A 25,079-nucleotide genomic window follows, 5' to 3' on the forward strand; every position below is an offset into this window, starting at 1 on the left:
AGAAGGGCCGCTGACCTGCAGTTTTGCCTGGTGTGCATTATGGTCGTTGTGTGTGTTACGGGCGATATCTTGACGCACGAGCGACGCACGTGACGCACGCATGACGCACTCTCTGATGGGGCATCAGATGCATGAAAGCCGCCTCTGTCCCCCCGGGTCGTCTGGGACAGAGGCGGCTTTCATGCGCTCAGCGAGAGCTTTGGCGCGGACCGCTGTGGCGGTCACAGTGTCCGCCGAGCCCGATGTCGTGGGCACCGTACCGAGTGGTGTTCCGCACCTGAGTTGAGATGGTCTCGCGACTCATCCGCCGGCCCCAGGGCGTGAGGAACAAGGGGCCTTGCTCGCGGTCGCCGATGGCCTCTCGCAGCAGCCGGAGCGTCTCCTCGCTGACGGGGATTGCACGCCTGATGTGGGTGACGTCTCCCACGTTCAACGCGAGGGCGTCGTCCAGCTTTACGTTGCCTTCCCAGAGCAGCCTGACGAGGGAGCGGACGCGTGCTGGGATGGCCTCGTTGGCGAGAAGGGTCTCGATATCGCGGGCTGAAGGCCCCTCACGCGGCACATACGCGCCTGCCTGGAGCGCTTGCTCTGGAGGGTTGTTGCGGGCAGCTTCGGCTTCGTCGTGCAAAGGGCCTCCCATTTTCAACTTCTGGCCCGAAGGTGTGGCGGGTTGCGTGAAAGCGGATCTGAGTTTGGAGGCGACTCCTCATGCTAGGCGGGCCCGGACGAAGGGAGCCGCGGCTGCGGAAATATCCCTGCGCTCAATGCTGTTCTCGTGTGGCACCGAGATCATGAAGGGGGAGTGGCGGTCCTGAAGCTGTTCACGACAGCAGGCGATGTCCAGGAAGTCAGCGCGCGGCTTGCCAAGGTCGAGGCGGATGTGCAGGACCTCGTCGAGGCACACATGGAGACGATGCTCGGCATCACCTTCCTGGCGAGCGAGTACGTCATCGACTGTGTCGATGGCGGGCGGATCGACTCGCTGGGCCTCGACGAGAACGGCGCACCCGTGATCGTCGAGTACAAGCGCGGCACCGACGCAGGCGTGATCAACCAGGGCCTCTACTACATGGCCTGGCTGACGAACCACAACGACGCCTTCCGGAACCTGGTCCGCGACCGGCTCGGGATCACGGCCGCGTCCCAGATCCTGTGGAGCGAACCCAGGCTGATCTGCGTGGCCGGCGACTTCACCCGCTACGACGCGCACGCCGTACGCGAGCACCGGCGCTCGATCGACCTGGTCCGCTACCGGTACTTCGGCAGTAACCACTTCGGCCTGGAGACCGTAGCCTCCGTCACGGGGCACTCGGCTCCGGTCAAGCGGGTACGCCGCCGCGCGGCCGGGGCGCCGCCGGTCCGGAACCAAGACGGTGCGATGGCCGAACTGATCCAGGCGGTCGACGAGGTCCTGGTCGGACTCGGGGAGGGCGTCACCCGGGTACAGCGCAAGCAGTACCGCGCCTACCGACGGCTGCGGAACTTCGCCAGCGTCTGCCCGCCGCAGCAGACCAAGATCCTCGTCTACCTCAAGGCCGACCCGAAGGAGGTCGACCTCGTACCCGACTTCACCCGGGACGTGACGGGGCTCGGCCACCATGGCACGGGTGACTTGGAACTGCAGCTGCGTACGGAGCGCGACCTGGAGCGCGCTGGAGACCTTCTCCGCCTCAGCTACGCCGCGGCATAGAGGTCTCCCGCTCCGGCATCAGCCCAAGCGGAGTGTGGAGTTGTGGGCTGTCGTCGTGATGCTGCCTTTCGACGTGATGGGCAGGGAATGGCGGTGGACCACTAATGGTGCGGAGGATTCCCGGTTTCGCTAACCGGGGGTTCTGTGCTAAGTACCGAGGGGCCTCCGCTCCCTCGGCTTCAGCGTCCGAATGCGGCGTTAGCACAGCGGATCGTTCCGCAGTCAGCTGTCTGCAGGCCGCGTCCTTTTTCGTCCAAATCAGGCTGCACCCGTTGCGGGTCAGGCGCCGGGTCATGAGCGTGATGAACCCCCAGTTCAGGTGGGCTTCGGCGTGTTGGGGAAGTCGCTCGTAGCGCCTAACGTTGCGGCGGGCCTCGAGCGCACCGCGGACCGTAGACGCGAGGAGGCCCGTACACGCTGTGCGTGTACGGGCCTTTGATCGAGCGCCGGGCAGGCCTTGCACCTGCATTTCCCCGCAGGAAGTGGGGCGTCTTTCCTTGGACCACCAACGCATCACCGGCTGCCGCGTGTTGTGGCGACCAATTCAAGATCTACTGTATCGGACAGAGGGGTGGGGGTGCGACATGAGGCGGGCGTTGGGCGCGAAGACGGAGGCGGGAGAGCGCGCCAGGGCGGCTCGTGCGCGAAAGCGTTTGAGGTAGTAGGCCATAACGGTACCGTTCGCGCTGCCGGCGACCGCAGCCGACGCAGGGCGGCGCGCGTCCTCGGCCGCGTAGGTGATGTTCAGGCGCCAGGTCTTCAGCTTGTCCGCAACCTTCGATGCGACCGTGCGCCACTTGAACCACAGGGGTAGTTCGCGGAACGGCACGTAGTCGAGGGTGTCGTCGACGGCGGTTTCGGCGAGGCCGCGGTGGCCCTCCGCCCGCAGGGCGGCGTACAGCTCGGGGGTGAGGGTGCCGTTCAGCCGGGCCGCGGTGTACGCGAAGCCGCGCTGGCCGCGGTCCGGCAGCCGCATCGCCTTGATGATGCGCGGCGAGGCCGCGGCCAGCGGGTAGTTGCGGGCCAGGCCGATGGCCGCCGTACCCAGACCGTTCTCACCGCGCTCGTACGCCGCGTCCCAGTCCGCGGGGTCGTCGACTCCCAGCAGACCTTCTCCGGTCTCCCAGTTCCACTCGGCCGTCATGGCCACTCTTCCTCCAGCGCTGACGGTCCCTACGCGCATGGGTGGTGTCACCCGCTGGTGCGGGTGTCATCTGTCGCCAACTACCGGGCTCGGTCACCTCGGGAGCGGCGCCGGCGCAGGGCCGACACGGCATCGCTGATCGGCTCCGTGGAGCGCAGCCACCAGCTCTCCAGTTTGTTGCGCACCCCGGTGACGATCTTCCGGCGCTTGAACCATGGCGGGAGCTCGCGGAACGGAACGAACGTCAGCGTGTCCCTGATGGCGTGCTCGGCGAAACCGCCCGGGCCCTCCGCCCGCAGGGCCTCGTAGAGCTCGGGGGTCAGCCGGCCGTGGAGGCGGGCGGCGGTCCCGGCCGCGGTGAAGGCGAATCCCCGCTGGTTCGGGTCGCTCAGCCGCATCGCCCTGATGATGCGCGGCGACGCCTCCTCCAGCGCGCACTGGAATGCCAGCCCGATCACCGCCGTTCCAAGATGAGGCTCTCCGCGCTCGAACGCCGCATCTACCGCGGCGGGATCATCGACACCCAGCAGTCCCTCGCCACTCTTCCAGTCCCATTCGGCTGCCATGAACGGCCTTCCTGCCTCGTCCCGTCAGCCGTCGCACGGGGGCGGGAGCACCTTCTGCTTCTTGAGGTTGTTGATCATTCCCTTTTTCTTCAGCTTGTTCAGGTCACCTTCCGTGATGCTGTCAGAGGGGTACTTCCCCTGGACATGGCCATGGTAGATCTCCTTTGTGATCTTGCCGCTCTTGTCGGTTTCGTAGTGGTGCCGGTCAAGGACCACGATCTCGTTGTTGACGTGGTCCACGCCGAGACGCCGGAACTTGGCGGGGTTGTTCGGGTCGCCCAACGGAATCGACCGGTCCAGCGCCGCCTGTCCGTTCGCGGGTGCTCGCCCGATCTCGCCCTTGGCCGACGAGCTGCTGCCCGAGCCGTGCTTGTCGTAGGTCGAGTCGTCGTAGATACGGGTCGGCTCGTCGCCCTCCAGGCCGAGCGGGTCGCTCCAGCGCAGCGGGTTGTCGACGTACGCGTGGTGGTTGGGGTCGGGGAGCAGGCCGAGCGGGTCGGGGGTGAGGTAGCTCGCCGTGTCCGGGTCGTAGTAGCGGGAGAGGTTGTAGTGCAGGCCCGTCTCCGGGTCGCGGTACTGGCCGGGGAAGGCCAGCGGGCACAGGCCGTCGTCGTCCCAGTCGTCCCGGTCGTCCCCGCCCAGCCGCCTTCCCCACAGGGTGGTGGCGGACCGCCAGGCGATCTCGCCGTCCTCCCCGACCAGTTCGCTCGGCGTGCCGACGAGATCGGTGACGATCGCGTAGAACCGCCTGTCGACCTCGTCCGGGTCGGCCGTACGCCACCGGCTGCGCACCTGGGCCGCCGCGCGGTGCGTACCCGGCTCCCAGTCCCAGGTGTCGGTCTCCACCACGCCATCCCGCGTCGACTGCCGCTCGGCGAGGTTGGCGCCGTCCCAGGTGAAGAGGGTCTCCTCGGCGACCGAACCGTCGTCGGCCAGGCGCATCTTGGCCGTTCGGCGGCCGAGTGCGTCGTAGCGGTAGGCCCATACTCCGCGGTCCGGCGTCTCGGCCCGCGCGAGCCGGTCATCGGCGTCCCAGGCGTACGTCCAGATCCGGCGGAGGCCGGACAGCGTCCGCCGGATCACCCGTACCAGGCGCCCCTGCGCGTCGTGCTCGTACGTCGAACGGCCCGCGGCGGTGACCCGTGTCCCGGAGTGATGTGCCGGACCCTGCGCATCCTGGCCGGCGGGGGCCGGGTGCTCGGCGGCCGTGAGGTTGCCGAGGTCGTCGTAGGCGTAGGTCTCGGTCCAGGTGGCGGCCGACACCCGGGTGACGCGGCCGGCCGGGTCGAGAGCGAAGGTCCGGGCGCCGGACAGCCGGTCCTTCACCCCGGTCAGGTGACCGTCCGCCCGGTAGGCGTACGAGCGGGACTGCCGCACGGCCTGCCCCTCGCCGCTGATGCCCGCCCTGCCCGCCCCACCCGCTCTGACGACCTGCTCGACGAGGCGGTGCCCCGCGTCCCAGCACTGCGTCAGGGTCGCCGCAGCGCCAAGGCCACGGGTGGTCTCCCGCCCCGCGGCGTCATGGGCGAAGGTCAGTTCCCCCGCCGCGGTGACCAGCGAGGCCGGCAGGCTCGCGGAGTCGTACGACCAGTGTGAGGTGGCGCCGGACGGCGTGGTGCGCCGCACGCGCCTGCCCAGCGCGTCGTAGGCGCTGGTCACGGTCCGGCCGTCGACGGTCTCGGCGACGATCCGACCGGCCAGGTCGTAGGCGTAGGCGACGCTGCTGAGCCGGCTCGTGGCTTCGAGGAGCCGTCCGGCCGGGTCGTAGCGGAACGAGGTGAGTGTGCCGTCGTCGGTCCGCGCGGTCACCACCCGGCCCGCGGCGTCCCGGGTCACCCGTACCGTCTGACCGGTGCCGTTGGACCGCTCGACCTGCTGACCCGTCGGGTCGCAGTGGTAGGTGAGGGTGCGGCCGTCGAAGTCGGTCTCGCCGATCAGCGTGCCCGCCGCGTCGTAGCGGTAGCTCCACTCGTCGCCGCGCGGGTTGCGCACGCTTGTGAGTTGTAGCTCGGTGTCGTGCGCGAAACGGTAGCGGGTGCCGTCCGGGTCGGTCCTCGCGCTGGGCAGGCCGAAGGCTCCGTACTCGAAGGTGGTGGTGGCCCCGGCGGCGTCGCGGTACTCCGTGACGTTGCCCTCCGCGTCGTACGTCCACGACTCCCGGCCGCCGTCGGCGCGTTCCCGCCACAGCAGTGACCCTTCGGTGTTCCAGCCCTGGCGGATGGTCCCGCCGACCGCGTCGTGGATCTCCACCACGCGTCCGAACGCGTCCCTGCGGATGGTGACGACGCTGCCGCGCGGATCCGTGACCCGCACCGGAAGGCCGGCCCCGTCGTACTCGTACCGGATGGTGTTGCCGAGTGCGTCCGTCTCGGTGATCCGGAACCCGTGCTCGTCATAGCCATACGACGTCACCGCGCCCAGCGGGTCGGTGCTCGTGAGCAGATTGCCCCGCTCGTCGTACGAGCCCTCCCAGCGCGCGCCGTCGGCCTCGGTGATCGCGGCCGGAAGGACACCGTCCACGTACTCCAGGGTGACGCTCGTACCGTCCGGGCGGTCCATGCGCAGCGGCTGGCCGTACGTGTCGAGGGTGAAGCGGGTCGTGCGGTCCAGCTCGTCGGTACGGGACAGCAGACCGCCGCGGGCGTCGTACTCGGTGTGCACGGTGAAGCCGAGCGGATCGACGACACGGGTGAGGTGGAGCCGCTCGTCGTAGTGGTACTCCGTGGTGTGGCCGAGCGAGTCGGTGTAACGGGTGACGCGGAGGTCGGAGTCGTAGGCGATGACGCAGTCGAGGGCGGAGTCGGCGCCCTCGCCGCGCACGCAGCGGTCCTCCTCGTCGTAGGTGAAGCGGAACCACTGGTCGGTGCGGTCGGTCCACGAGGTCACGCGTGCGTGCTGGTCGTAGCCGAGCTGGTAGGGCAGTGGGGAGGAGTCGCGGATCTCGCTCAGGTTGCCGTCGGTGTCGTAGCCGTACCGCAGGAGGGTCGTGCCGTCGGGTCCGGCCTCCGGATCGCGCAGGCGCAGACCTGTCACCCGGCCGCCCTCGGTGTCGACGTCGATGTGGTATCCGCCGGAGTGGCGCACGGCCACGGGGGTGCCGTCGGAGGCCCGGTCGAAGTCGATGCGGTGACCGTTGGTGTCGGTCACCGCGGCGAGCGGCATGGTGAACGCCTCGTCGGCCGCCGCGGGGCGGTGGGTCGGCGCGAAGTGGCGGGTGTGGCCGGTGTCGGGGTCGGTGATGCGGATGGGCGCACCCGGTGCGCCGTCCCAGTCCAGCGGCCAGCGCGGTCCTGCCACGGGCAGGACGGACGAGCCGGGTGAGGGCACGGGGTAGAGGAGGATCATGCCGTCCTCGGCCGCGAAGAGGGCTCCCTCGTGGTCGAGTTCGAGGCGCTCGTCCAGCGTGGAGGCCCAGGAGCGGCCGAAGCAGCGGCCCGAGAAGTAGCTCGACAGGTGGGTGCGGCGCAGCACCAGCGGAAGCAGGCCCGGCAGTTCGACGTCGGTCTTCGTCATGATCATCTCGCCGGAGACCATGTCGATGGGGTCGCCGTTCCTGCAGCGGCTCTTGACGGGCTTACTGGTCCCCACGTCGTCCGCGCCCCGCCGCAGGCCGTTCTTGAGGCCCTTGCCCATCCCCTTTAGGCCCTTCATCCCCTTGGCGAGCTTGGCGGCGGTGGTGATGCCCTTGGCGCCTGGAATGCAGTCCATGGCCGCGAAGGCCACGTCCATGAGGGTGGCTTGGCCTTTTGCGTATTTGCTCAAGGTGTCGGCGAGGACGATGGTGCCCGCGACGATGACGATGGCGGCGAGGATGGGCCCGCCGATGATGATCGCGATGATGCCGACGACGGCGACGACGACCTTGCAGACGGCGACGATGGTGTCCCAGTTGTCGGAGACCCAGTCGCCGACCTCCTCCCACCACTTGCGGTTCGGGATACCCGCGTCGGAGGCCTCGTCGATCTTCTTCTTCGCCGTGCCGGCGGCTTCCTCGCGCATCTTGCGCGCGTCGGCGGCCATCTTCTTCGCCGCTTCCAGCGCGCTCTTGGCGGCGTCGACGTCGCCCTGGGCGGACTTCTGGGCCTTCTCGGCGGAGTGGGCGTTGCGGGTGGCGGCGCGGACCTTGTCCTCGTCGGGCTTGGGGACGTCCTTGCCGCCGCCGGGCTTGTCCTTGTACTTGTCGGCTTCCTTGCCCGCCTTCTCCACCCAGGAGTCGGCGGAGGAGAGACGGGACTTGGCGCTGCTCAGGTCGGCCTGGGCCTCGCGGCCCTTGACCAGCGCCTTGTCGGCCAGGGTCTGCGCGCGCTCCAGTTCCGGCCAGTACGCGGACAGCGCGTCGCCCGCCATCTCGTAGGACTTACGGAGCTTCTTCAGCTTACTGGGGGCGTCCTCGAACTTCTCCGTGAACGCGTCGGCGGTCTTGCCCACCCACTTCAAGATGGCCTCGTCGCCGGCCATCCCCTTGATGTCACGGAGGACCCTGCCCACGTCGTCGGCGAAGTCGTGCAGGTTCTTCGCGAGACCGCGGACTCGCTGCGGATCACCCGGCGTCGGATCCTTGTCCAGATCAAGGACATGCCAATCCCGAGGTCGGTCCCCCACCATACTGCAACCCCTGTCACGCGCACTCGTCAACTGCTCCGACACGTGAACGTACAAGGTCATGGCGCTTGTCGGGTATTCGACAGTGTCACGACTGGGCGACGTAGGTCGTGGCTGGAAGACGAAGGTCACGGCTCCGTGACGGTGCGGGGCGTGTGGTCGGGGGCGTGTGGTCGGAGGCGTGTGCTCGGCGCGAGCGATGCGTGGGCGGTGGAGCTCAAGCTGGACCGCGTCCCCCGCCAACTTCGTACGGAACTACTGCGGCAACAACTGATCCCGCGGGCGACGTTCAAGAAGATGCCACGTCGGGGAGCACGGGAATGCTCAGCGAGTTCACCCCGCTGTCCACTTCCCGGCACCACTCCCCGACGAGGGACAGGATGCGCAGCATCGCGGGATTGTCTCCGAGAACCTTCCGCATACACGCTGCGCACGTCGCCCCGGTGAGCCTGCCTCAGCAACCGGGGTGGTCAGCACCGTCCCCACCCCCTAAAAGGCGCTAACAGAGCCGTTGGACGTGGCGGTGCGTGATCAGACAGACGGCGAGTCCGAGGAATGCTTCGTGGATGTCGTCGCGTCTTTCCCAGCGTATGCGCCGGCGGCGGAACCCGTGGAGCCAGGCGATGGTGCGCTCGACGACGTAGCGGAAGACGCCCAGGCCGGTGCCGTGCGGTTCGCCCCGTCTTGCGTTCGGCTAGGGCCCCGGCACGCTCTTCGATCTTGAGCTGGCCTCCTGACCACGGACTACTCCGGCCGGCCCGCGAGGCTAGGCGGCACCCTGCTCGATGTCGCCTCCACCAGCGACCGGCAGTCCAAGTCGAACTACACGGCCACCGCCGCGTACACCAACTGGATACAGTCCGCCGCCCCAACGGCTGACGACAGACAGCGGGTAAGCCTGCGCCGCCGCCTTGGCTCGGCACTGCGTCGTCGTCACGGGCCATCAACCAACCAGTTGACACGGTTGGCATGTTCGTGACACTCGTCTTGGTCCCCTCTTTCGGTCCCCCAAGGGTCCGAGAGCCCCCGCGTGTGAGAGGACAGTGATGGTGCACTTTTTACGGTTGGGTATAGCCGGTGCCGCGGCAGGGATGCTCTTGACCGCGGTCCCGGCGGCACACGCCGTGTCCGCGGCCGAGCCCACCATGCCGAAGCGCGTGGCCGCGCAGGTCACGCTCCGCTACGACGCCAGCCGAGCGGCAGGCTGGGAGCAGGCGATCTCTGCCGGGGTCGCCTCATGGAACGGCAACGTCGGCAACGTCAAGCTGGTCAAAGCCGCCCCTGGTAGCCGAGCGGAGATCCAGATCGTAGCCACCACCGGCTGGCCGCAGGCCACACTCGGACCGGTCCGGCCGGGCGGCCGGGCATGGGTCGAACTCGGCAGCCAGGCGGTCTCCCAGGGCTACGACAAGACCCGCATCGTCGCCCACGAACTCGGCCACAACCTGGGCCTGCCGGACACCAAGCCCGGCCCCTGTTCGCAGCTGATGTCGGGCTCCAGCGCCGGTACGAGCTGCCGTAACGCGGTGCCCGACGCGGCCGAGCGCTCGCGAGTCGAGAACGCGTACGCGGGCGGCGCCGCGGCACACACCCGGACCGGCGGCCGCGTGCTGGTGGACGCGCCCTAGTCGGCAAGGGCCACCCCGACGTGACGATGCCTGAACCCAGCTATATAGCGGTCAGGCATCGTCACCCGCGCGTGTGCGGAGGCAAGCGGTCATGCCTCCGACGAAGGCCGGCCTCCGACAGGCCCACGGCTTCTCCCTCAACGTCTCCAACTGCCTGACCACCGCCGAGAACACCGCGTACGGCAACGCCATCACGCGCGAACTCGGCGCCCGGTACGGCTGCACCAAGCCGTTCGCGGTGGACACCAGCCGCAACGGCAACGGCTCCAACGGTCAGTGGTGCAACCCCTCGGGCCGCCGCATCGGCACCCCCACCCAACTGGGCGGAGGCGCCGAGATGCTCCTGTGGATCAAGGCCCCGGGCGAGTCCGACGGCAACTGCGGCGTCGGAACCGGCTCCTCGGCCGGGCAGTTCCTCCCCGTAGTCGCCTACAAGATGATCTGCGGCTACTGATCCGGGGACCCTTGTCCGAGGATGAGCATCGCCTCGGCGATCTCACCGGCCGCCGCCCCGGGGATCGCGGTGGCGGCCTCCTCGAGGACGAGCAGCCGCGCCCCGGGGATCTCGCGCGCGATCGCCTCGCCGTTGCCGACGGGGAAGAACGGGTCGCGGCGGCCGTGGACGACGAGCGTCGGGATGTCGATCCCGGGCAGGCGCTCGCGCCAGCGGGGGGCGCAGTCGAGCCGGGAGAACACCACGCCCAGCTGGTTGGCCGTCTGGACCGGGGGCGTGGTGTCGGGCGTGCGGTCCCAGACGCGCGCGGCGATCTCGCGCGCGGCAACGGGGTCGTCGCCCCGGATCTCCGCGCCGGCGGCGGCGAACTCCGCGACCGCCTCGCGGTCGGTCCAGTCGGGCTGCGGGCGGGCGAACAGCCGGCTCATCGTCGCCCGGTCATGGTCGGGCAGGTCGGCGTCGGGCGGGCCGGGGGCCACCGCGCGGGTGCCGACCAGCGTGAGCGCCGAGAACACGGCCGGATGGTCGAGCACGGCCACCTGCGCGACCATCCCCCCGACGCCGATCCCCCCGAGGTGCGCGGGCCGCCCGCCGAGCGCGCCGGCGAGGGCCGCCGCGTCGGCGGCGAGGTCGCGCAGGGTGTAGGCGGGTGCCTGCGGGTTTGCGCCGGTCGACTCCCCGCTGTCGCGCAGGTCGTAGCGCACCACGCGGCGCCCGCCGGCGGCGAGGCGCTCGCACAGCGCGTCGGGCCAGGAAAGCATCGTCGTCCCGCCCGCGAGCAGGACGAGGGGTGCGTCGTCGTCACCGAACGACTCGATGCCGATGGCGACCCCATTGGCGTGGACCGTGGCCACAGTGGTCATCGGATCTCCGGGAGTACGTCGTCGTAGGACGGCCACGTCGCGCGGTCGAGGTCGGGCGCGGCAGCCACCGCAAGGATTCGCGTCATGCCCGGGCAGACCCGATCCACTGCCCGAACTCATCGCCCATGCGCTGATCGCCCTCGTGCTCACCGGCCCGGCGGAGGCCGGTGGTGGCGACCTCAGGCGGAGATTCGGGCGAATGGGTAGAATTCTGGCATGGGGAAGCGGCCTGTGGCGCCGACTGCGCCCGAACTCTTGCTGGAGACCGACAGCGGCTCCACGGTGATGAGTCCGAGCCGGGACTATCACGTGGGCCGCGACCCGCTGAGCGACATCGTCATCGACGACGCCCGCGTCTCGTGGCATCACGCCGTCCTCCACGCCGAGCTCGATCACTGGACCATCGAGGACGAGCACAGCACCAACGGAACGTACGCCGACGGGCGGCGCGTCGAGGAGGGGGAAATCGGGCCGGGCAGCGTCATCCGCTTCGGCAGCGTCACCGACGGCCCGCGCGCGGTGGTCGTCGGGCGCACTCCGCCCGAACCCCGCGCTCCCGAACGCCCCTCCTCCGTCAGCACGCCCTCGGCCACCGGCACCTTCCGGCAGCCGACGACCGTGCGCCCGCTGCCCACCCGCACCATCCGCATCGGCCGCGCCGACGACAACGACGTGGTCATCGACGACCTGGTCGTCTCCCGCAGGCATGCCGAGCTGAGGGTCCTCCCGGACGGTACGTACGAGATCGTCGACCTCGGCAGCCACAACGGCACCTACCTCAACGGCCAGCCGGTGGACCGCGCCCCTCTGGCGCCGGGGGACATCGTCGGCGTCGGCCACCGCGCGTACTGCCTCGTCGGCGACCAGCTGCAGGAGTACGTCGACACGGGCGAGGTGTCTCTCGACGTCCAGGGCCTGACAGTCACCGTCGACCGGGGCCGCAAGACACTCCTCGACCAGGTCTCGTTCCCCGTCGGCGAGAAGTGCCTGCTGGCCGTTGTCGGGCCCAGCGGCGCGGGGAAGTCCACCCTGCTCAACGCCCTCACCGGGCTGCGCCCCGCGGACGGCGGCACCGTCCTCTACGACGGCCGCGACCTCTACCGCGACTACGCGGAGCTGCGCCAGCGCATCGGCCTCGTACCGCAGGACGACATCCTGCACGCCCAGCTGACCGTGCGCCGCGCCCTCGGCTACGCCGCCGAACTCCGCTTCCCTCAGGACACCGAGCAGGCGGAACGCCGGGCCAGAGCCGACGAGGTCATCCGCGAACTCGGTCTGGAACAGCGCGCCGACCAGCCCATCCACAGCCTCTCCGGCGGCCAGCGCAAACGCGTGAGCGTCGCACTCGAACTGCTCACCAAGCCCTCGCTGCTCTTCCTCGACGAGCCCACGTCCGGGCTCGACCCCGGCATGGACCGCTCGGTGATGCACATGCTGCGCGGCCTCGCCGACGACGGCCGCACGGTCATCGTCGTCACGCACAGCGTGCTCAGCCTCGACGTGTGCGACCGGCTCCTCGTCCTCGCCGCGGGCGGGAAGATCGCCTATTACGGGCCGCCGCGGGACGCGCTGCCGTTCTTCGGCTTCCCGCAGTGGCCGGAGGCGTTCGAGGCCTTCGAAGGCGACCGCGACCGGGACTGGGCACGGGACTACCACCTCTCGCCGCTGCACCAGCGCTACATCGTCAACTCCTCCGCGCAGCCGTTCCCGAGGCCCTTCCCGCAGGACGGCACGACTACGCCCGGCTCCTTCGCGCCGCCTCCGAAGCCGCAGAGCTGGGGATCCCAACTGTGCACGCTGGTGCGGCGGTACGCGGCCGCGCTCGGCGCGGACCGCACGTTCCTCGCCATCATGATCGCCCTGCCGTTCGTGATGGGCGCCATGGCCCGCGCGCTGGCCGGAAGCCGGCTCACGCAGGAGACGGCGATGAACGCGCTGCTCATCCTCTGCGTTGGCGGAGTCTTGACCGGTGCCGCCAACGCGGTGCGCGAACTGGTCAAGGAACGCGTCATCTACCGGCGGGAACGGGCGGTGGGGCTCTCCAGATCGGCGTATCTGATGTCCAAGGTCGTCGTCCTCGGCACGGTCACGGTGCTCCAGGCCGTCGTGCTGACCCTCGTCGCTCTCCTCGGCGTCGACCTCAACGCGCCCGGCGGCGACGGGGTGTTGCTGCCACCGCTGGTGGAAGTCACCCTCGCGGTGGCCCTGCTGGCGTTCACCGCCATGATGCTGGGCCTGCTCGTATCGGCGCTGGTGCGCAAGGAAGAGGTGACGATGCCGCTGCTCGTGTTCCTCGCCATCGTCCAGGTGGTCTTCTGCGGCGCACTCCTCAAGCTGAACGGCGTGCCCGGCGTCGAACAACTGGCGTGGCTGGTGCCCTCGCGCTGGGCGCTGGGCGCCATGGCGGGCACCATCGGCCTCGGCAGGATCGTCCCGGGCGAACTGACCACCGACCCGCTGTTCCGGCACTCCGCGGGTGTCTGGCTGCTCAACATGGGGATGCTGGTGGTCCTGTCGGCCGTCTTCGGATACGTGGTCGCCAGGCTGCTGCGCCGCCATGAACCCGCCGTGATGCGGAAGTAGGAGCGCCGGCGATGACCCCCGCGGACTTCCGCCCCACCCATGTGGTTCCCCAGGACGGACTGCCCGCCTGGGAGGCACCCGACGTGGAGCGTCCGACGACCCCTCTCGACGCGCTGCTGCCCGTGCAGCTGGTCGACCGGCTCGGCGACTGGGGCCGGATCGTGTGTGCCAACGGCTGGTCGGCATGGGTCGACGGCCGGCTCCTGCTCGCCGTGCCGCGCGATCCACCGGGCGCGAGCGGCCCCCTGAGCCGCACGGCGGACCCGCGTCCGCTGTTGACCAGGGCCGAGGACGCCCTCGGCCGCTACCGGAGTGCGGCGGAGGAACTGGCGGGCGGCGGCGACGGGGAGTCCTTCCGGCGCGGGACGCACGGGCTGCGGGTGGGCGTGGTCGTGGAGGGCGAATCGGTGTGGCTCTACGACGCCGACCACGAGCGGTGGGTGTACTGCGACGGAACGAGGCTCAGTACGTACGCGGCGACGGAAGGGCCCGCCACCGAGGGGCACGGCGATGACCACGAGGCCGCCGAACCCCAACGGGCAGCCGCCGCCGACCCCGGCGCTTCCCCTCCGCCTGACGAGGAACCGACCCGCCTCGTCCCCGCCGCGCAGGAACCGACCGACGGAACCGACCGTTCGACCGCCGGGATGGGGCCGGGGGAGACGCAGGTGGTAAGCGAGGTGGCAGGGCCTGAGCCGACGCGGGTGGTGGGCGAGGCGGTAGGGCCTGAGCCGACGCGGGTGGTGGGCGAGGCGGTAGGGCCGGGGGAGACTCAGGTGGCCGATGAACTGCACACCCCGCACGGCGGACACCCCGCCCCATTTCTCCCGCCCGAGGGGGACGAACCCCATCAGCCGCTCCGGTCCGGTGACGCCTGATGGCGGCCGCGCCGGGCGAGGGCCGCCCGAGCCCGCACTCCGGGCGGCCCTCCGAGCTGATCGGGCAGCGGATCGCGGACTACCGGGTCGAGGGCGAGATCGGCCGCGGCGGCATGGCCGTGGTCTACCGCGCCAGGGACCTGCGCCTCGACCGGACCGTCGCCCTCAAGCTGCTCGCCCCCGAACTCGCCCGCAACGACACCTTCCGGCGGCGCTTCACGCACGAGTCACGCGTCGCGGCCGCGATCGAACACCCACACATCGTGCCCGTCTTTGAGGCCGGCGAGACAGAGGGGGTGCTCTACATCGCCATGCGGTACGTCCCCGGGAGCGATCTGCGCCACCTGCTCGACCGCGGCGGCCCGCTCTCCGTCACGGCCGCGCTCCGCATCGCCACCCAGATCGCGTCCGCGCTCGACGCGGCGCACGACCACGGCCTGGTCCACCGGGACGTCAAGCCCGGCAACATTCTCATCGCCAAGGGCACGGACAGCGACCACCCCGAGCACGCCTACCTCACGGACTTCGGCCTGACGAAGAAGTCCTTGTCGCTGACCGGATTCACGACCGTGGGCCAGTTCGTCGGGACCCTCGACTACGTGGCGCCGGAGCAGATATCGGGCCGCCCGGTGGACGGCCGATGCGATGTCTACAGCCTCGCCTGCGTCGTGTACGAGACCATGGCGGGCGGGCCGCCGTTCCAGCGCGACGACGACATCGCCCTCCTCTGGGCCCATCAGTACGACCAGCCGCCCCGCCTGACGGAGAAGCGGCCGGGTGCTGCCCCCGGCCTCGACGGGGTCCTCGCGAAGGCGCTGGCCAAGAGCCCGGAGGACCGGTACGGGTCGTGCCTGGAATTCGCCGCCACGATGCGGGCCGCGGCCATGGGCAGCAGTACGGACGGTCACCCCCCGACGCGGGTGGACCGCCGCGTCGAGCAAGCCCCGGCCCACCCGGACGCGCCCCCCGACCCACCCCGCTGGGCCCAGCCGGTCTTCCGGCGGCTGACCGAATAGAGCGGCCTGTCTAGAGCGGCCGGTCTCCCGACGGCCGACCGCGCAGCCCGCGCCAGGTCAGGCCCCGGGCCGCACCTCGCCCCGCCGATGGACCCGCCGCGCCAGCACCCCGCCGAGGAACCCCGAGACCAGACCCCAGGCAACGGCCAGGAGCAGCGCCTTCCAGAGGTGCGGCCGCAGCTCCACGAGGCCGGACAGGCCCCCGCCGAGATCCCCGATGCCGAGGAGCGAGAGCCCGTAGTGGGCCGACACGCCCGCCAGGAGACAGACGGCGAGCACGGTGAGGGCCAGCGCCACCGCCATGTGCACGGCGTGCTGCCAGGCCCGCATCCGTGCCGGGGAGCGGGCCACCATCAGGAACGCCGCCGTCGGCACCAGGACCGCCGTGACGACCAGCAGCCACCACACGCGCCCGTCGTGCTCGGCGAGAGTCCGCAAGCTGAGCGTGGAATCGGCCGGCGTACGCAGCACCTCGTCGAGGACCCGCGGCATGGGCAGCCCGAACGGCCCGTCGACCCGGCCCTCCCAGGACGCGCCGAGCCCCAGGGTGAAGGCGAGCCAGACGAGGTTGGGCAACCCGAGCAGCAGCACCGCGAACGTCTCGGCGGCATGGCCGCGGGTCGCCGCCACGACGAGGCCGGCGGCGAGCCCCAGGGCGGCGTACGACAGCAGCAGGAACACCATGGCGTACGCCGCGGGACGCACCGATTCCTGGAAGCGCAGCAGGCGGGCGGGGAGCGGGGCACCGCGCGAGACGGACAGTGCCACGACGAGGACGCCCGCGAGCCACAGCAGCCCGAAGACGAGGGTCAGCGGCACGTCCGTCTTGAATCCGACCTCGGGCGAGGAGTCCAGCAGATCGCCGATCTCCCCGGCGGGCCCGTCGCCGAGCGCGATCGCGAAGCGGTGCCGGGCCAGCAGGCCGAGGCCGGTGAGCAGCAGCACCCACAGCACCGCGATCCGGGCGGCCCAGCCGGCGAGTTCCCGCACGTCGGCCACGGCCCGGTGCCGCAGCGGCCGGAGGAACCCGGCGGCGACCACCAGAGCGCCGACGAGGCTGACGGAGAGCGGGAGCACGGAGAGCCCCGCGTCCGTCTCGGCGATCATCCCGGCGTCGCCGGAGAGCCCGACGGAGCCGCCGACCGCCATCACGACGACGGCCGCGACGACACTCGGGAACGCCCCGCCGGGCAGGTCGGCGGCGCCCGCGGCCCACAGGCCGAGCCCGGCGACGACGGCCATGGCCGCCAAGGAGGCGAGCACGGCCGCAAGGGCATGGGGCCAGCCGTTAGGGGCCCGTCGGCTCTGCTCCGCGCGTTGCGCCCCGGCCCGTCGCGGCGGTGTCTGCTCGCTCACGGTGCCACGCTAAGCAGCGCGGGACCGGTCCGCCTTTCGAGAGGGACTTCGGGAGGGCTTACGGGAAGGCCGACCGGCGCCGGCTTGCGGGCCCCCGGACGTCGGGGCACACAATAGGCGCGTACCGGGATAAAAGGTACGTCGCCGATCCCCCTACACAGGGAAGTGTTCGTGAGCGTCGAACCACCGTCGTCAGGACGCCCCACAGGACCCCCTTCGGGCCCGCTTTCGGGTCCTTCGCAGCCGAGCCCCTCGGGGCCGGGCGAGACCCAGGCGGGCGCGAGCCCCGCCGGTTCGACGCCGCCTCCGGGTGGTGCGCGGCCCTCGGGCCCGCCGAGCGGCGGCCCGCCGAGCGGTCCGGCCGGTGGCGGGGGCCGCGGCGGCGGGTCCGACGGCCCGGGCGGGGGCGGTCCCGGTGCCGGTCGCGGAGGAGGTCGCCCGTGGTGGAAGTCGGCGCCCCGCGTCGCGGCGATCTCCGCCGCGGTGGTGGCGGCGGTGATCCTGGCCGTCGTCCTCACCCGCCCCGAGGGCTCGTCGGAGTCGGGCGGCGAGGTCCTCCTCCAGCCCGCGGGCAAGTCGGGGCCCGACCCCTTCACGCAGTCGACGGCCCGCGAGGGCTCCACACCACCCTCCCCGAGCGAGCTGCCCAGCTCGTCCGCCTCGGCCAACGTGACGCGCGGCGTCGACGGCGCGGCGCCCGGTCTCTACGGCGGGACGCGGAAGGTCGGCAGCTGCGACGTGGAGAAGCAGGTCGGCGCGCTCCAGAAGGACCCGGCGAAGAACAAGGCGTTCGCCTCCGTCCTCGACATCGAACCGTCCGGCGTCCCCCGCTACCTGCGCTCGCTCACGCCCGTGCACCTGCGGCTGGACACCCGCGTGACCAACCACGGCTACCGCGACGGCCGTGCCACCGGCTACCAGGCCGTGCTGCAGACCGGCACCGCGGTACTGGTCGACGACCACGGGTTGCCGCAGGTGCGCTGCGCCTGCGGCAACCCGCTGCTGCCGCCCGTCGCGCAGAAGAGCGCACCGCGGCAGACGGGCGACGCGTGGCCCGGGTACCGGTCCTCGAACGTCGTGGTCGTGGCGCCCGCCACTCAGGTCGTGAACCAGTTCGTCGTGTACGACCCGGACAGCGGTGACTGGTTCACCCGGGGCAAGGGCGACACGGGCACCGGCGACAAGAAGACGAAGCCTCCGGCGACCAGGCCTCCCTCACGGCACCCGGACACCCAGTCCCCCGACGAGTCGACCTCGACAGCCAGTACGCCGCCGTGCGACGCGCGGTCCCCCGGGGCGCCCCCGGCAAGCTCGTGCCCGCCCTCGTCGGTCCTGCCGCCCTCCTCGCCCGCCACGCAGCCGCCCTCCTCGGCCGAGGAAGAATCGCCCGCGTCCGAGCCCGTACCACCGCCGTCGTCCCCCGAGGAGGACGGGAGCCCGTGAGTAAGCGGATGTCGCCGGGCCGGCAACGGCGGGACAGTACTCTCCTCGCATGACTGACAATGCACTGCGTTCCGTCACCGTCGAGCGGGCAGGCCCCGGCCGGTTCACCGCGACCAACGCCCGGGGGAGCACGCTGACCTTCGGCACCGGCGGGGGTGCCGACTTCACGCCGGTCGAGTTGTTCCTCGCGGCGATCGGCGGTTGCAGCGCGGCCGACGTGGAGGTCGCCACGAGCCGTCATGAGGAACCGGCCGCGTTCACCGTCACCGTGACCGGCACCAAGGTCGAGGACGAGGGCGGCAACCGGATGTCGGACCTCGGGGTCGCCTTCCACGTCACGTTCCCGGACGGTCCGTCGGGGGAGCGCGCCCGCACCATCCTGCCCCGGGCCGTGAAGACGTCGCACGACCGGCTGTGCACGGTCAGCCGCACGGTCGAGGCGGGCACCCCGGTCACCGTGACCGTCTCCGACGGCACCGGCGACGCCTGACACGCTGTCAGGCGCGCAGCGCCTTCGCCATGTGCTCGACGAAGGCCGCCAGGGACGGCGCGGTGCACGAGGCGCACTCGCTCAAGCGCCGTGCGGCTACCGCGACCCGGCCGGTGACCATCCCGCCGCAGTTCGTGCGCATCCTGCGCGCGCACATCAAACGGTTCGGCGTGGCGCCGGACGTTCGGGTGTTCCGGAACCAGGCCGGCAACTACGTGGACGCGTCTGCGTATGGCATTACATGGGCGCGCGCACGGAAGTACGCCCTGACCCGCACGGAACCCGCCTCCGGTCTGGCCAAGCGGCCTTACGATCGGCACGCCGGGATCTCGTTTCTGGTTGTACTCCGGTGCGGACCCAACCGAATGCGCTCGTCGCGCGGGTCAGAGCATCTAGGCCCTCTTCCGGCACTACGCCAAGTTCCTGGCAGCCTGGGAGGTGAGTGGGGGTTTGGTCCGTGACTGGTCCGGAAGAGCTTATGGCATCAACCGGCGCCTGCTCTGAGCGGGCCGGGCGAAAGGCGCCTGACGGGTAAGAGCCCAGTTCAGGCGCCTTTTTTCGTGCGTCTAGAAGAAGCCGAGCTTCTTCGGTGAGTACGACACCAGGAGGTTCTTCGTCTGCTGGTGATACGCGTGTGGCGACTGCGTTGATCTGCGAAGACGCGGGCGCTGTCGGTGATGGCCGCCAACTTGGTCCGAGAGTGGTCCGGATCCTGCGCGACGGAACACCTCCGCTCGCGGGGGGCAAGTCTCGGTGTTCCCCGCTCACTTGTGTCTCCAGCCGACTCCCGCCAGGAGAGAGCCATGCCCGAAGTGCCCGCCATCCCGACGCATCAGGCCGCTCCCGGCCGGCCGGATCCTGCCCCGGACGTCGCCGCAATGCTGAACGTGTTGGAAGCCTGGCCCCCGGCCGGGCCGTGCCTGTCAGGCAGCGTTTCCAGTCGAGGTCCGTGCGGCACCGGAGACCGGGACGGCGCCCGTGTCCTCGGCGACCGCGGCCTTGGCCGGTACCCCGATTCCGAGTTTCTCGAGGATCTTCTTCTCGATCTCGGTGGCGAGGTCGGGGTTGTCCTTGAGGAAGTTGCGGGCGTTCTCCTTGCCCTGGCCGAGCTGGTCGCCCTCGTACGTGTACCAGGCGCCTGCCTTGCGGACGAAGCCGTGCTCGACGCCCATGTCGATCAGGCCGCCCTCACGGCTGATGCCGTGGCCGTAGAGGATGTCGAACTCGGCCTGCTTGAAGGGCGGCGCGACCTTGTTCTTGACGACCTTGACACGGGTGCGGTTGCCCACCGCGTCCGTGCCGTCCTTCAGGGTCTCGATGCGGCGGATGTCGAGCCGCACGGAGGCGTAGAACTTCAGCGCGCGGCCACCGGTCGTGGTCTCCGGGGAGCCGAACATCACGCCGATCTTCTCGCGGAGCTGGTTGATGAAGATCACCGTCGTCCTCGTCTGGCTGAGCGCGCTGGTGATCTTGCGGAGGGCTTGGCTCATCAGGCGGGCCTGCAAACCCATGTGGGAGTCGCCCATCTCGCCCTCGATCTCGGCGCGCGGCACCAGGGCCGCGACGGAGTCGATCACGATCAAGTCGATCGCGCCGGAGCGGATCAGGATGTCGGCGATCTCCAGGGCCTGTTCGCCGTTGTCCGGCTGGGACAGGATGAGGGTGTCGGTGTCGACGCCGAGCTTCTTGGCGTACTCCGGGTCCAGAGCGTGCTCGGCGTCGATGAACGCCACCGAACCGCCGGCCTTCTGCGCGTTCGCTACTGCGTGCAGGGTGAGGGTCGTCTTGCCGGAGGACTCCGGCCCGTATACCTCCACCACACGGCCGCGGGGCAGGCCGCCCACGCCGAGCGCCACGTCCAGCGCGGTCGATCCGGTGGGAATCACCTCGATGGGCTCATTGGGCCGCTCGCCGAGGCGCATGACCGCACCCCTGCCAAACTTCCGCTCGATCTGGGCGAGCGCGGTGTTCAGCGCCTTTTCGTGGTCGGTTCCTGTCATGAGCTGTCACCCGGTCCGATGGTGTGGCACGCCGCACGTCGGAGAACGTGAGCGTTTACTGCCGACAACGGACGTCTCGGAGGTCCCAGTAAGCGAACATCCGATCGATTTGCGTGTCCAGTGAAAGGTACCAAACTGCGGGGGAGCGGGAGGGGACGCGCACCGGACCGTTCCGAGAGTGGCGATGCCGCCTTCGCCTCAGACGGGCGTGGAGTCGGAGTCGGCCCTCCCGAAGGGGAGCGGTGTGGCGGCGAAGACGGAATCCGGGTCGACCGCAGACTTCACGGCCAGCAGGCGCTGGGTGTTCGGCCCGTAGGAGTCCGCGACCTGGGCGGGAGTTTCCGGCCCCAGGAAATTTACGTAGCCGCCCGGCAATGAGAACGGTTCGAGCGCCGCGTGCAGCTCTTCCAGCCAGCGCAGGTGGGGTGAGCTGCCGACGGTACGTCCTGCGTGGTTGTTGCTTTCGCCGCTCTCCCACATGGAGATCAGCTCGACCATCAGGTGCGGTTCGCGCCGGCCGAAAGCCGTCGAGCCGAGAGGCGGGCGGGTGGCGGCACCATGGAACTGGTGCCACACGATCGCGGAGAACGGTGAGGTGAAGTCCTGGGCGGCTCGGTCCAGGGCGGTCGCGATGGAGCTGGAGACGCTCTGGACGGTTCGCGTGCGGATCGCGCCCATCCGCCCGGGTGGAACATGGCGTCCGTCGCGGCCAGTGTCGCGGAACGGGCGACAGGCCCGACCTCGGCGAGCACGGGTGTACCGAGCCCGGCCAGCGCCCGCACCGGCCCGTTCTCGGCGTTCCCCACCTCGAGCTCCCCCGACCAGGTCGGCGCGACGTACACGGTCGGCTTGCCGTCCGGGCCGGGAAGGAACCCCACGTCCACCGTCAGCTCGTCCGGACTGTCCTGAAGGATCCCACCGAGGTCGGCCAGCATGCCGGCGCTCTGGGCGATCGGGTACAGGATGGTTCCCGACACCACTGTCGGCACGGGGTGCAGACGTGTCCGCGCCGAGGTCACGACACCGAAGTTGCCGCCGCCGCCGCACAACGCCCAGAAGAGGTCCGGATGATGTTCGGCGTCCGTGTTCACCCGTGAACCGTCGGCCAGGACGACCTCGGCGCCGAGCAGGTTGTCGGCTGCGAGCCCGAACTGCCCGAGGAGGGGACCGTACCCGCAGCCGAGCGTGAGGCCGACCATGCCGACGGAGCCCGCCGTTCCGGTGACGGCAGTCAGGCCCGCCCGCTCGGCGGCCGAGACGACGTCGGACGAGAGCGCCCCGCCACCGACCGTCGCGCAACGGTTGTTGACGTCGATCCGGACTTCCCGCATGCCGGTCAGATCGAGAACCAGCCCCCCGGGACGGAACGCCCGGCCCCAGAAGTCGTGACCCCCGCCGCGCACGGACAGCGGTACCCCATGGTCACGAGACGCGCGTACTCCGGCCTGCACGTCAGCGGTGGTCGCGCACCGGACGACGACAGATGGGCGGACATCCACCGCCGCGTTGAACAGCGCCACGGCTCGTGCGTACTCCGGTCCGTCGGTGAGCACACGGTCCGGTGATATACGGGACCGCAGCTCGGTCAGCAAGGCGGTGCTGACTTCGTCGTGGGCGTCGGTACCGGCAGGTATCTGCATGGTCACTCCTGTGTGTCGTGGTGGGAGATGGAGCTCGGCGCTCTGGACGGATCAGGACGGATCAGGACGGCAGGTCGGGCTCGGCGCACTGCCGGGCGAGGACGGCGACCATGTCGGGCAGCAGAACGGCCACGGGGTCATGGGTCAGCTCCGTCATGCGGAGGCGTCCCCGGAAGGTGGCGACACCGAGGACGTGCTCGCCGCGCAGCTGAGTGGTCTGCGCCGGTCCCCACAGAGCGGTGAGACAGGTGCGGTCGTGTGCCGGCGTCTGCACCGCCCCGAGATTGGTGATCTGGATGTCGGCGGCGGTGGCGACGGTCATCATCGCCTCGGCCTCCTCGGGGGTGGCGGGCGGCTGTTGCGCCAGCGCCTCCGAGCCGGCCTTGAGTACCTGCGGTGCACGCCGGTGTGCCAGAGCCTCGTGATGGTGGCGGGCCAGTTCCCAGAAATCTCCGGCCTGGGATGCCTCACTGGCAGTCCGTGCTCCCGCGAACCGGTTGGCGACGGCGTCAGGCAGACCTGCGGAACGGCGCAGGTCGATCGGGCTCAGCACCCTCACCCGGGGGCGGCCCGCGCGGTGGAAGACCGTGCAGGCGGCGGCGCACAGTGCGGCGTGCACGGAAACGCCCTCCGTGCGGCAGCGGGTCACGAGCCGTGCGGTCAGACCGCGTTGCAGTGCCAGGGCGGAGACGTGCGGTGACCGTCCCGAGAACTGCGTCAGCTCACCGGGCGCGTTCACCAGCTCGTCCGGGGGTGGGCCCGCGGTGGGCGTCGGAGCGTCGAGAGCTCGCAGGAGGGCCTCCTGGGGGGGGCGGTACATCCTGCTCCGGGGTCGGCTCGGCGTCCTCCTTGTCGCCGTCGAGGGCGGCGACAAGGTCCGTTACCACGCGCATGCCGCCGGTGCCGTCGGTGATCTGGTGGGCGAAGGTCAGCACGATGAAGCTGCCGGTCTCGGCGGGAATCAGTACGGCGCGTATCAGTGGGCCGGGCTCCGGCGCCATGGGGCGCGTCTGCTCACCGGCGACAACCGCCTGCCAGGGAGTTCCCTCGGCAGCGGTTTCGATCCTGACCGGGCCCTCCGCCCAGCGGTATCGGGCCTGGGGAGCTCGGCGGTCGACCGAGACGCGAAGCAGCGGGTGCAGTGCCTGCACACCCCGCAGCGCCCGCGCCGGCGTCTGCCGGGACACCTTCCGGTTGATCTCGGCGACCAGGGAGAACTGGACGGGGTTTCGGTGCATATAGAGATCGATGGTCCGCTCGAAGGCTCCGAGTTCCCTCACCGTCTCCGCGTGCGTATGGCTGATCGACATCCGCAGGCCCCTTCTTCGCTGAGGTGATATGACGGTTCGCTACCTGAACGCATCGTGGCGAGGCTGGAGTCAGGCCTTCTGCCGAGCGATCGTCTCGGCCGGTCGGCCGGGCACCAGGCGCTTCGACGTTGTACGGAAGGCCCAGGCGACGACCAGCGCGGCCACCACGGTGAGGGGGGTGCCCATGGCTATCTTCGCGAAGGCGAGCCAGCCGGTGGCGTCGTGCACGTAGAGCCACTGCTTCACCATGAACCGGGCTCCGAGGACGCTTGCCGCCGCGAGGGTGGCGATGTCGTGTGCCCGCAGAACCTGACGGTCCTCGCGCCAGGCGTGCGCGCCCCCGTGCAGGAGGTTCCACGCCACGCCGGTCAGGGGGCGGCGGAAGAGGACCGAACCGAAGGTGGCGAGGAAACCGGCGAAGGCCACCCAAATGCCCAGCAGGAAGAAGTCCTTGGCGGAACCGGTGAGCGCGACGATGCCTGCCGCGACCAGAACGCCGGTCAGGCTGCCGGAGGTGGCGAGAAGACGTTCCCCGCGTACCAGCCTGGCCAGGGTGAGCACCGCACCGGTGCCAACGGCCGCGATGACGGCCGCCTTTGTCGACAGCAAGGCGAGAGCGATCACGAACACTGCGACCGGGACGGTCGAGTGGACGAAGCCCGCCGTGCCGCCCATGGACTCGAGCACGGGTGGCCGGGGAGGAAGCGGCGTGCTTCCAGGGATCCTGCCGTTGGTGGGAGAGGGGCCGTACTCGCCTGCGGGGCGGGACATCGATCACTCCTGGCAACTCGCTGCGGTTTCAGCGTTCTGGGGCATTTCTCGTCGCAGTGGAACTGCGGTTCAGGCGCTCCAGCCGCCTCCCACGGCCCGGCTCGCGAGATAGGAGTCGCGCAGCGCCTTACGAAGGCCGGGGACGAACGCGTCGAACCGCACCGCATGCGCCTTGAGGTCGGACTTGTAGGTGTGGCGGTCTTCCTTGCTCCACACGGAGGCCAGTTCCAGCTCCACGGCCAGGACGGACATGGCGAGTTCGTCCGTCAGGTCCTCCGCGGGAGGGTCGTCGAAGACGGTCGCGCGCACCCGCTCCTGGAGAGCGCGCACCAGATCCGGGCGTACCACGGTGACCCGGTCGATGGGGACGACCCCCAGCTTCTTCTCCCGCGTGATGGCGACATCTCCGGAGGCGAGCAGCTGGTCGCGAACCGGGGTCTCGGCGGTGTGGGCCTTGTCGTGCAGGAACTTGAGCCAGCCCTTGGGCCTGTCCTCAGGCAGGTCGTACCAGACCGCGGTGGTGAACGGGTCCTCAGGCGGGTTGCCGGGGAGTCGCCGAACCTTCCCTCCGGTGGCGTCCAGCAGACCCTCGCGGGCCAGCTCGGTCATCGCTCCGGCCCGTAACAGTTGGCCGTGCTTTGCCTT

21 protein-coding genes and 2 pseudogenes are annotated in these 25,079 nt (G+C 70.4%); 8 read left to right on the top strand and 15 right to left on the bottom strand.

Translation table 11 applies throughout. From position 1 onward, the window contains the following. Positions 1–187 precede the first annotated feature (187 nt). Positions 188–628 (bottom strand): hypothetical protein, encoded by a 441-nt coding sequence (locus tag ACI2L3_RS12175; RefSeq protein WP_404752248.1) that lies wholly within the window; start codon positions 626–628, stop codon positions 188–190. 174 nt (positions 629–802) lie between these two features. Between ACI2L3_RS12175 and ACI2L3_RS12180 the strand changes: the two genes are divergently transcribed. Next, positions 803–1,690: a DUF5655 domain-containing protein gene (locus tag ACI2L3_RS12180; protein ID WP_404752249.1), complete on the top strand. Its 888-nt coding sequence runs from the start codon at positions 803–805 to the stop codon at positions 1,688–1,690. 544 nt (positions 1,691–2,234) lie between these two features. On the opposite strand, the gene ACI2L3_RS12185 is transcribed toward ACI2L3_RS12180, so the two are convergent. The 4 genes and pseudogenes from ACI2L3_RS12185 to ACI2L3_RS12200 form a co-directional block, all read right to left on the bottom strand. Then, complete coding sequence (locus tag ACI2L3_RS12185) at positions 2,235–2,834, bottom strand: hypothetical protein (protein ID WP_404752250.1); 600 nt, start codon at positions 2,832–2,834, stop codon at positions 2,235–2,237. 80 nt (positions 2,835–2,914) lie between these two features. Beyond that, positions 2,915–3,292 (bottom strand): hypothetical protein, encoded by a 378-nt coding sequence (locus tag ACI2L3_RS12190; RefSeq protein ID WP_404752251.1) that lies wholly within the window; start codon positions 3,290–3,292, stop codon positions 2,915–2,917. Between the two features lie 132 nt (positions 3,293–3,424). Then, entirely contained in the window at positions 3,425–8,005 is a 4,581-nt protein-coding gene (locus tag ACI2L3_RS12195) for a DUF6531 domain-containing protein (RefSeq protein WP_404752252.1), read from the bottom strand. A 496-nt stretch (positions 8,006–8,501) separates the two neighbouring features. After that, positions 8,502–8,690: pseudogene (locus ACI2L3_RS12200) on the bottom strand (transposase); the annotation flags it as partial. 358 nt (positions 8,691–9,048) lie between these two features. Between ACI2L3_RS12200 and ACI2L3_RS12205 the strand changes: the two are divergent. Together ACI2L3_RS12205 and ACI2L3_RS12210 are read left to right on the top strand one after the other, a co-directional pair. Further along, positions 9,049–9,630 carry a snapalysin family zinc-dependent metalloprotease gene (locus tag ACI2L3_RS12205; protein ID WP_404752253.1) on the top strand — a complete coding sequence of 194 codons (582 nt, stop codon included), beginning with the start codon at positions 9,049–9,051 and terminating at the stop codon, positions 9,628–9,630. Positions 9,631–9,733: 103 nt separating this feature from the next. Further along, positions 9,734–10,084: pseudogene (locus tag ACI2L3_RS12210) on the top strand (glycoside hydrolase family 6 protein); the annotation flags it as partial. Here ACI2L3_RS12210 and ACI2L3_RS12215 read toward each other — a convergent pair. After that, positions 10,078–10,938, bottom strand: coding sequence for an alpha/beta fold hydrolase (locus ACI2L3_RS12215; RefSeq protein WP_404752510.1), 861 nt, complete (start codon positions 10,936–10,938; stop codon positions 10,078–10,080). The pseudogene ACI2L3_RS12210 and the gene ACI2L3_RS12215 overlap by 7 nt on opposite strands. Positions 10,939–11,163: 225 nt before the next feature. On the opposite strand from ACI2L3_RS12215, the gene ACI2L3_RS12220 reads away from it, so the two are divergent. From ACI2L3_RS12220 to ACI2L3_RS12230, 3 genes are read left to right on the top strand one after another with little or no spacing between them, the layout of a single operon-like run. Beyond that, complete coding sequence (locus ACI2L3_RS12220; RefSeq protein WP_404752254.1) at positions 11,164–13,530, top strand: FHA domain-containing protein; 2,367 nt, start codon at positions 11,164–11,166, stop codon at positions 13,528–13,530. Positions 13,531–13,541: 11 nt separating this feature from the next. Further along, a complete protein-coding gene (locus ACI2L3_RS12225) occupies positions 13,542–14,408 on the top strand; it encodes a hypothetical protein (RefSeq protein WP_404752255.1) in 867 nt (288 codons plus the stop codon). Then, entirely contained in the window at positions 14,408–15,424 is a 1,017-nt protein-coding gene (locus ACI2L3_RS12230) for a serine/threonine-protein kinase (RefSeq protein WP_404752256.1), read from the top strand. The genes ACI2L3_RS12225 and ACI2L3_RS12230 overlap by 1 nt, the downstream gene beginning before the upstream one ends. 57 nt (positions 15,425–15,481) lie before the next feature. On the opposite strand, the gene ACI2L3_RS12235 is transcribed toward ACI2L3_RS12230, so the two are convergent. After that, positions 15,482–16,780 (bottom strand): streptophobe family protein, encoded by a 1,299-nt coding sequence (locus ACI2L3_RS12235; protein ID WP_404752257.1) that lies wholly within the window; start codon positions 16,778–16,780, stop codon positions 15,482–15,484. A 171-nt stretch (positions 16,781–16,951) separates the two neighbouring features. Between ACI2L3_RS12235 and ACI2L3_RS12240 the strand changes: the two genes are divergently transcribed. Next, positions 16,952–18,223, top strand: a complete 1,272-nt coding sequence (locus ACI2L3_RS12240) for a DUF6777 domain-containing protein (RefSeq protein WP_404752258.1) — start codon at positions 16,952–16,954, stop codon at positions 18,221–18,223. A 49-nt stretch (positions 18,224–18,272) separates the two neighbouring features. Beyond that, complete coding sequence (locus ACI2L3_RS12245; RefSeq protein ID WP_404752259.1) at positions 18,273–18,713, top strand: OsmC family protein; 441 nt, start codon at positions 18,273–18,275, stop codon at positions 18,711–18,713. A 7-nt stretch (positions 18,714–18,720) separates the two neighbouring features. Here ACI2L3_RS12245 and ACI2L3_RS12250 read toward each other — a convergent pair whose 3' ends face one another. The 8 genes from ACI2L3_RS12250 to ACI2L3_RS12285 form a co-directional block, all read right to left on the bottom strand. Then, the gene (locus tag ACI2L3_RS12250; RefSeq protein ID WP_404752260.1) at positions 18,721–18,855 is read right to left on the bottom strand and encodes a hypothetical protein; all 135 of its coding nucleotides are present in this window, start codon (positions 18,853–18,855) and stop codon (positions 18,721–18,723) included. A 781-nt stretch (positions 18,856–19,636) separates the two neighbouring features. Beyond that, positions 19,637–20,713, bottom strand: a complete 1,077-nt coding sequence (recA, locus tag ACI2L3_RS12255) for a recombinase RecA (RefSeq protein ID WP_404752261.1) — start codon at positions 20,711–20,713, stop codon at positions 19,637–19,639. 198 nt (positions 20,714–20,911) lie between these two features. Then, positions 20,912–21,211, bottom strand: coding sequence for a BBE domain-containing protein (locus ACI2L3_RS12260; RefSeq protein ID WP_404752262.1), 300 nt, complete (start codon positions 21,209–21,211; stop codon positions 20,912–20,914). Beyond that, entirely contained in the window at positions 21,211–22,353 is a 1,143-nt protein-coding gene (locus tag ACI2L3_RS12265) for an FAD-binding oxidoreductase (protein WP_404752263.1), read from the bottom strand. Before ACI2L3_RS12265 ends, ACI2L3_RS12260 begins: the two co-directional genes overlap by 1 nt. Positions 22,354–22,414: 61 nt before the next feature. Beyond that, positions 22,415–23,092 (bottom strand): hypothetical protein, encoded by a 678-nt coding sequence (locus tag ACI2L3_RS12270; protein WP_404752264.1) that lies wholly within the window; start codon positions 23,090–23,092, stop codon positions 22,415–22,417. Beyond that, positions 23,076–23,663, bottom strand: coding sequence for a hypothetical protein (locus ACI2L3_RS12275; RefSeq protein WP_404752265.1), 588 nt, complete (start codon positions 23,661–23,663; stop codon positions 23,076–23,078). The genes ACI2L3_RS12270 and ACI2L3_RS12275 overlap by 17 nt, the downstream gene beginning before the upstream one ends. A gap of 69 nt (positions 23,664–23,732) precedes the next feature. After that, positions 23,733–24,434 carry a DUF3159 domain-containing protein gene (locus tag ACI2L3_RS12280; protein WP_404752266.1) on the bottom strand — a complete coding sequence of 234 codons (702 nt, stop codon included), beginning with the start codon at positions 24,432–24,434 and terminating at the stop codon, positions 23,733–23,735. A 69-nt stretch (positions 24,435–24,503) separates the two neighbouring features. Further along, positions 24,504–25,061 (bottom strand): GPP34 family phosphoprotein, encoded by a 558-nt coding sequence (locus ACI2L3_RS12285; RefSeq protein ID WP_404752511.1) that lies wholly within the window; start codon positions 25,059–25,061, stop codon positions 24,504–24,506. Between the last annotated feature and the right edge of the window lie 18 nt (positions 25,062–25,079).

This window comes from Streptomyces sp. NPDC029674 (assembly GCF_044903205.1).
Lineage (GTDB): Bacteria > Actinomycetota > Actinomycetes > Streptomycetales > Streptomycetaceae > Streptomyces.

Coding starts and splice junctions, on each gene's coding strand:
- ACI2L3_RS12205 (WP_404752253.1), top strand. CDS start 9,049: ATGGTGCACTTTTTACGGTTGGGTATAGCCGGTGCCGCGGCAGGGATG.
- ACI2L3_RS12225 (WP_404752255.1), top strand. CDS start 13,542: ATGACCCCCGCGGACTTCCGCCCCACCCATGTGGTTCCCCAGGACGGA.
- ACI2L3_RS12275 (WP_404752265.1), bottom strand. CDS start 23,663: ATGTCGATCAGCCATACGCACGCGGAGACGGTGAGGGAACTCGGAGCC.
- ACI2L3_RS12220 (WP_404752254.1), top strand. CDS start 11,164: ATGGGGAAGCGGCCTGTGGCGCCGACTGCGCCCGAACTCTTGCTGGAG.
- ACI2L3_RS12185 (WP_404752250.1), bottom strand. CDS start 2,834: ATGACGGCCGAGTGGAACTGGGAGACCGGAGAAGGTCTGCTGGGAGTC.
- ACI2L3_RS12250 (WP_404752260.1), bottom strand. CDS start 18,855: ATGCGCACGAACTGCGGCGGGATGGTCACCGGCCGGGTCGCGGTAGCC.
- ACI2L3_RS12195 (WP_404752252.1), bottom strand. CDS start 8,005: ATGGTGGGGGACCGACCTCGGGATTGGCATGTCCTTGATCTGGACAAG.
- ACI2L3_RS12245 (WP_404752259.1), top strand. CDS start 18,273: ATGACTGACAATGCACTGCGTTCCGTCACCGTCGAGCGGGCAGGCCCC.
- ACI2L3_RS12265 (WP_404752263.1), bottom strand. CDS start 22,353: ATGCAGATACCTGCCGGTACCGACGCCCACGACGAAGTCAGCACCGCC.
- ACI2L3_RS12260 (WP_404752262.1), bottom strand. CDS start 21,211: ATGGTCGAGCTGATCTCCATGTGGGAGAGCGGCGAAAGCAACAACCAC.
- ACI2L3_RS12280 (WP_404752266.1), bottom strand. CDS start 24,434: ATGTCCCGCCCCGCAGGCGAGTACGGCCCCTCTCCCACCAACGGCAGG.
- recA (WP_404752261.1), bottom strand. CDS start 20,713: ATGACAGGAACCGACCACGAAAAGGCGCTGAACACCGCGCTCGCCCAG.
- ACI2L3_RS12230 (WP_404752256.1), top strand. CDS start 14,408: ATGGCGGCCGCGCCGGGCGAGGGCCGCCCGAGCCCGCACTCCGGGCGG.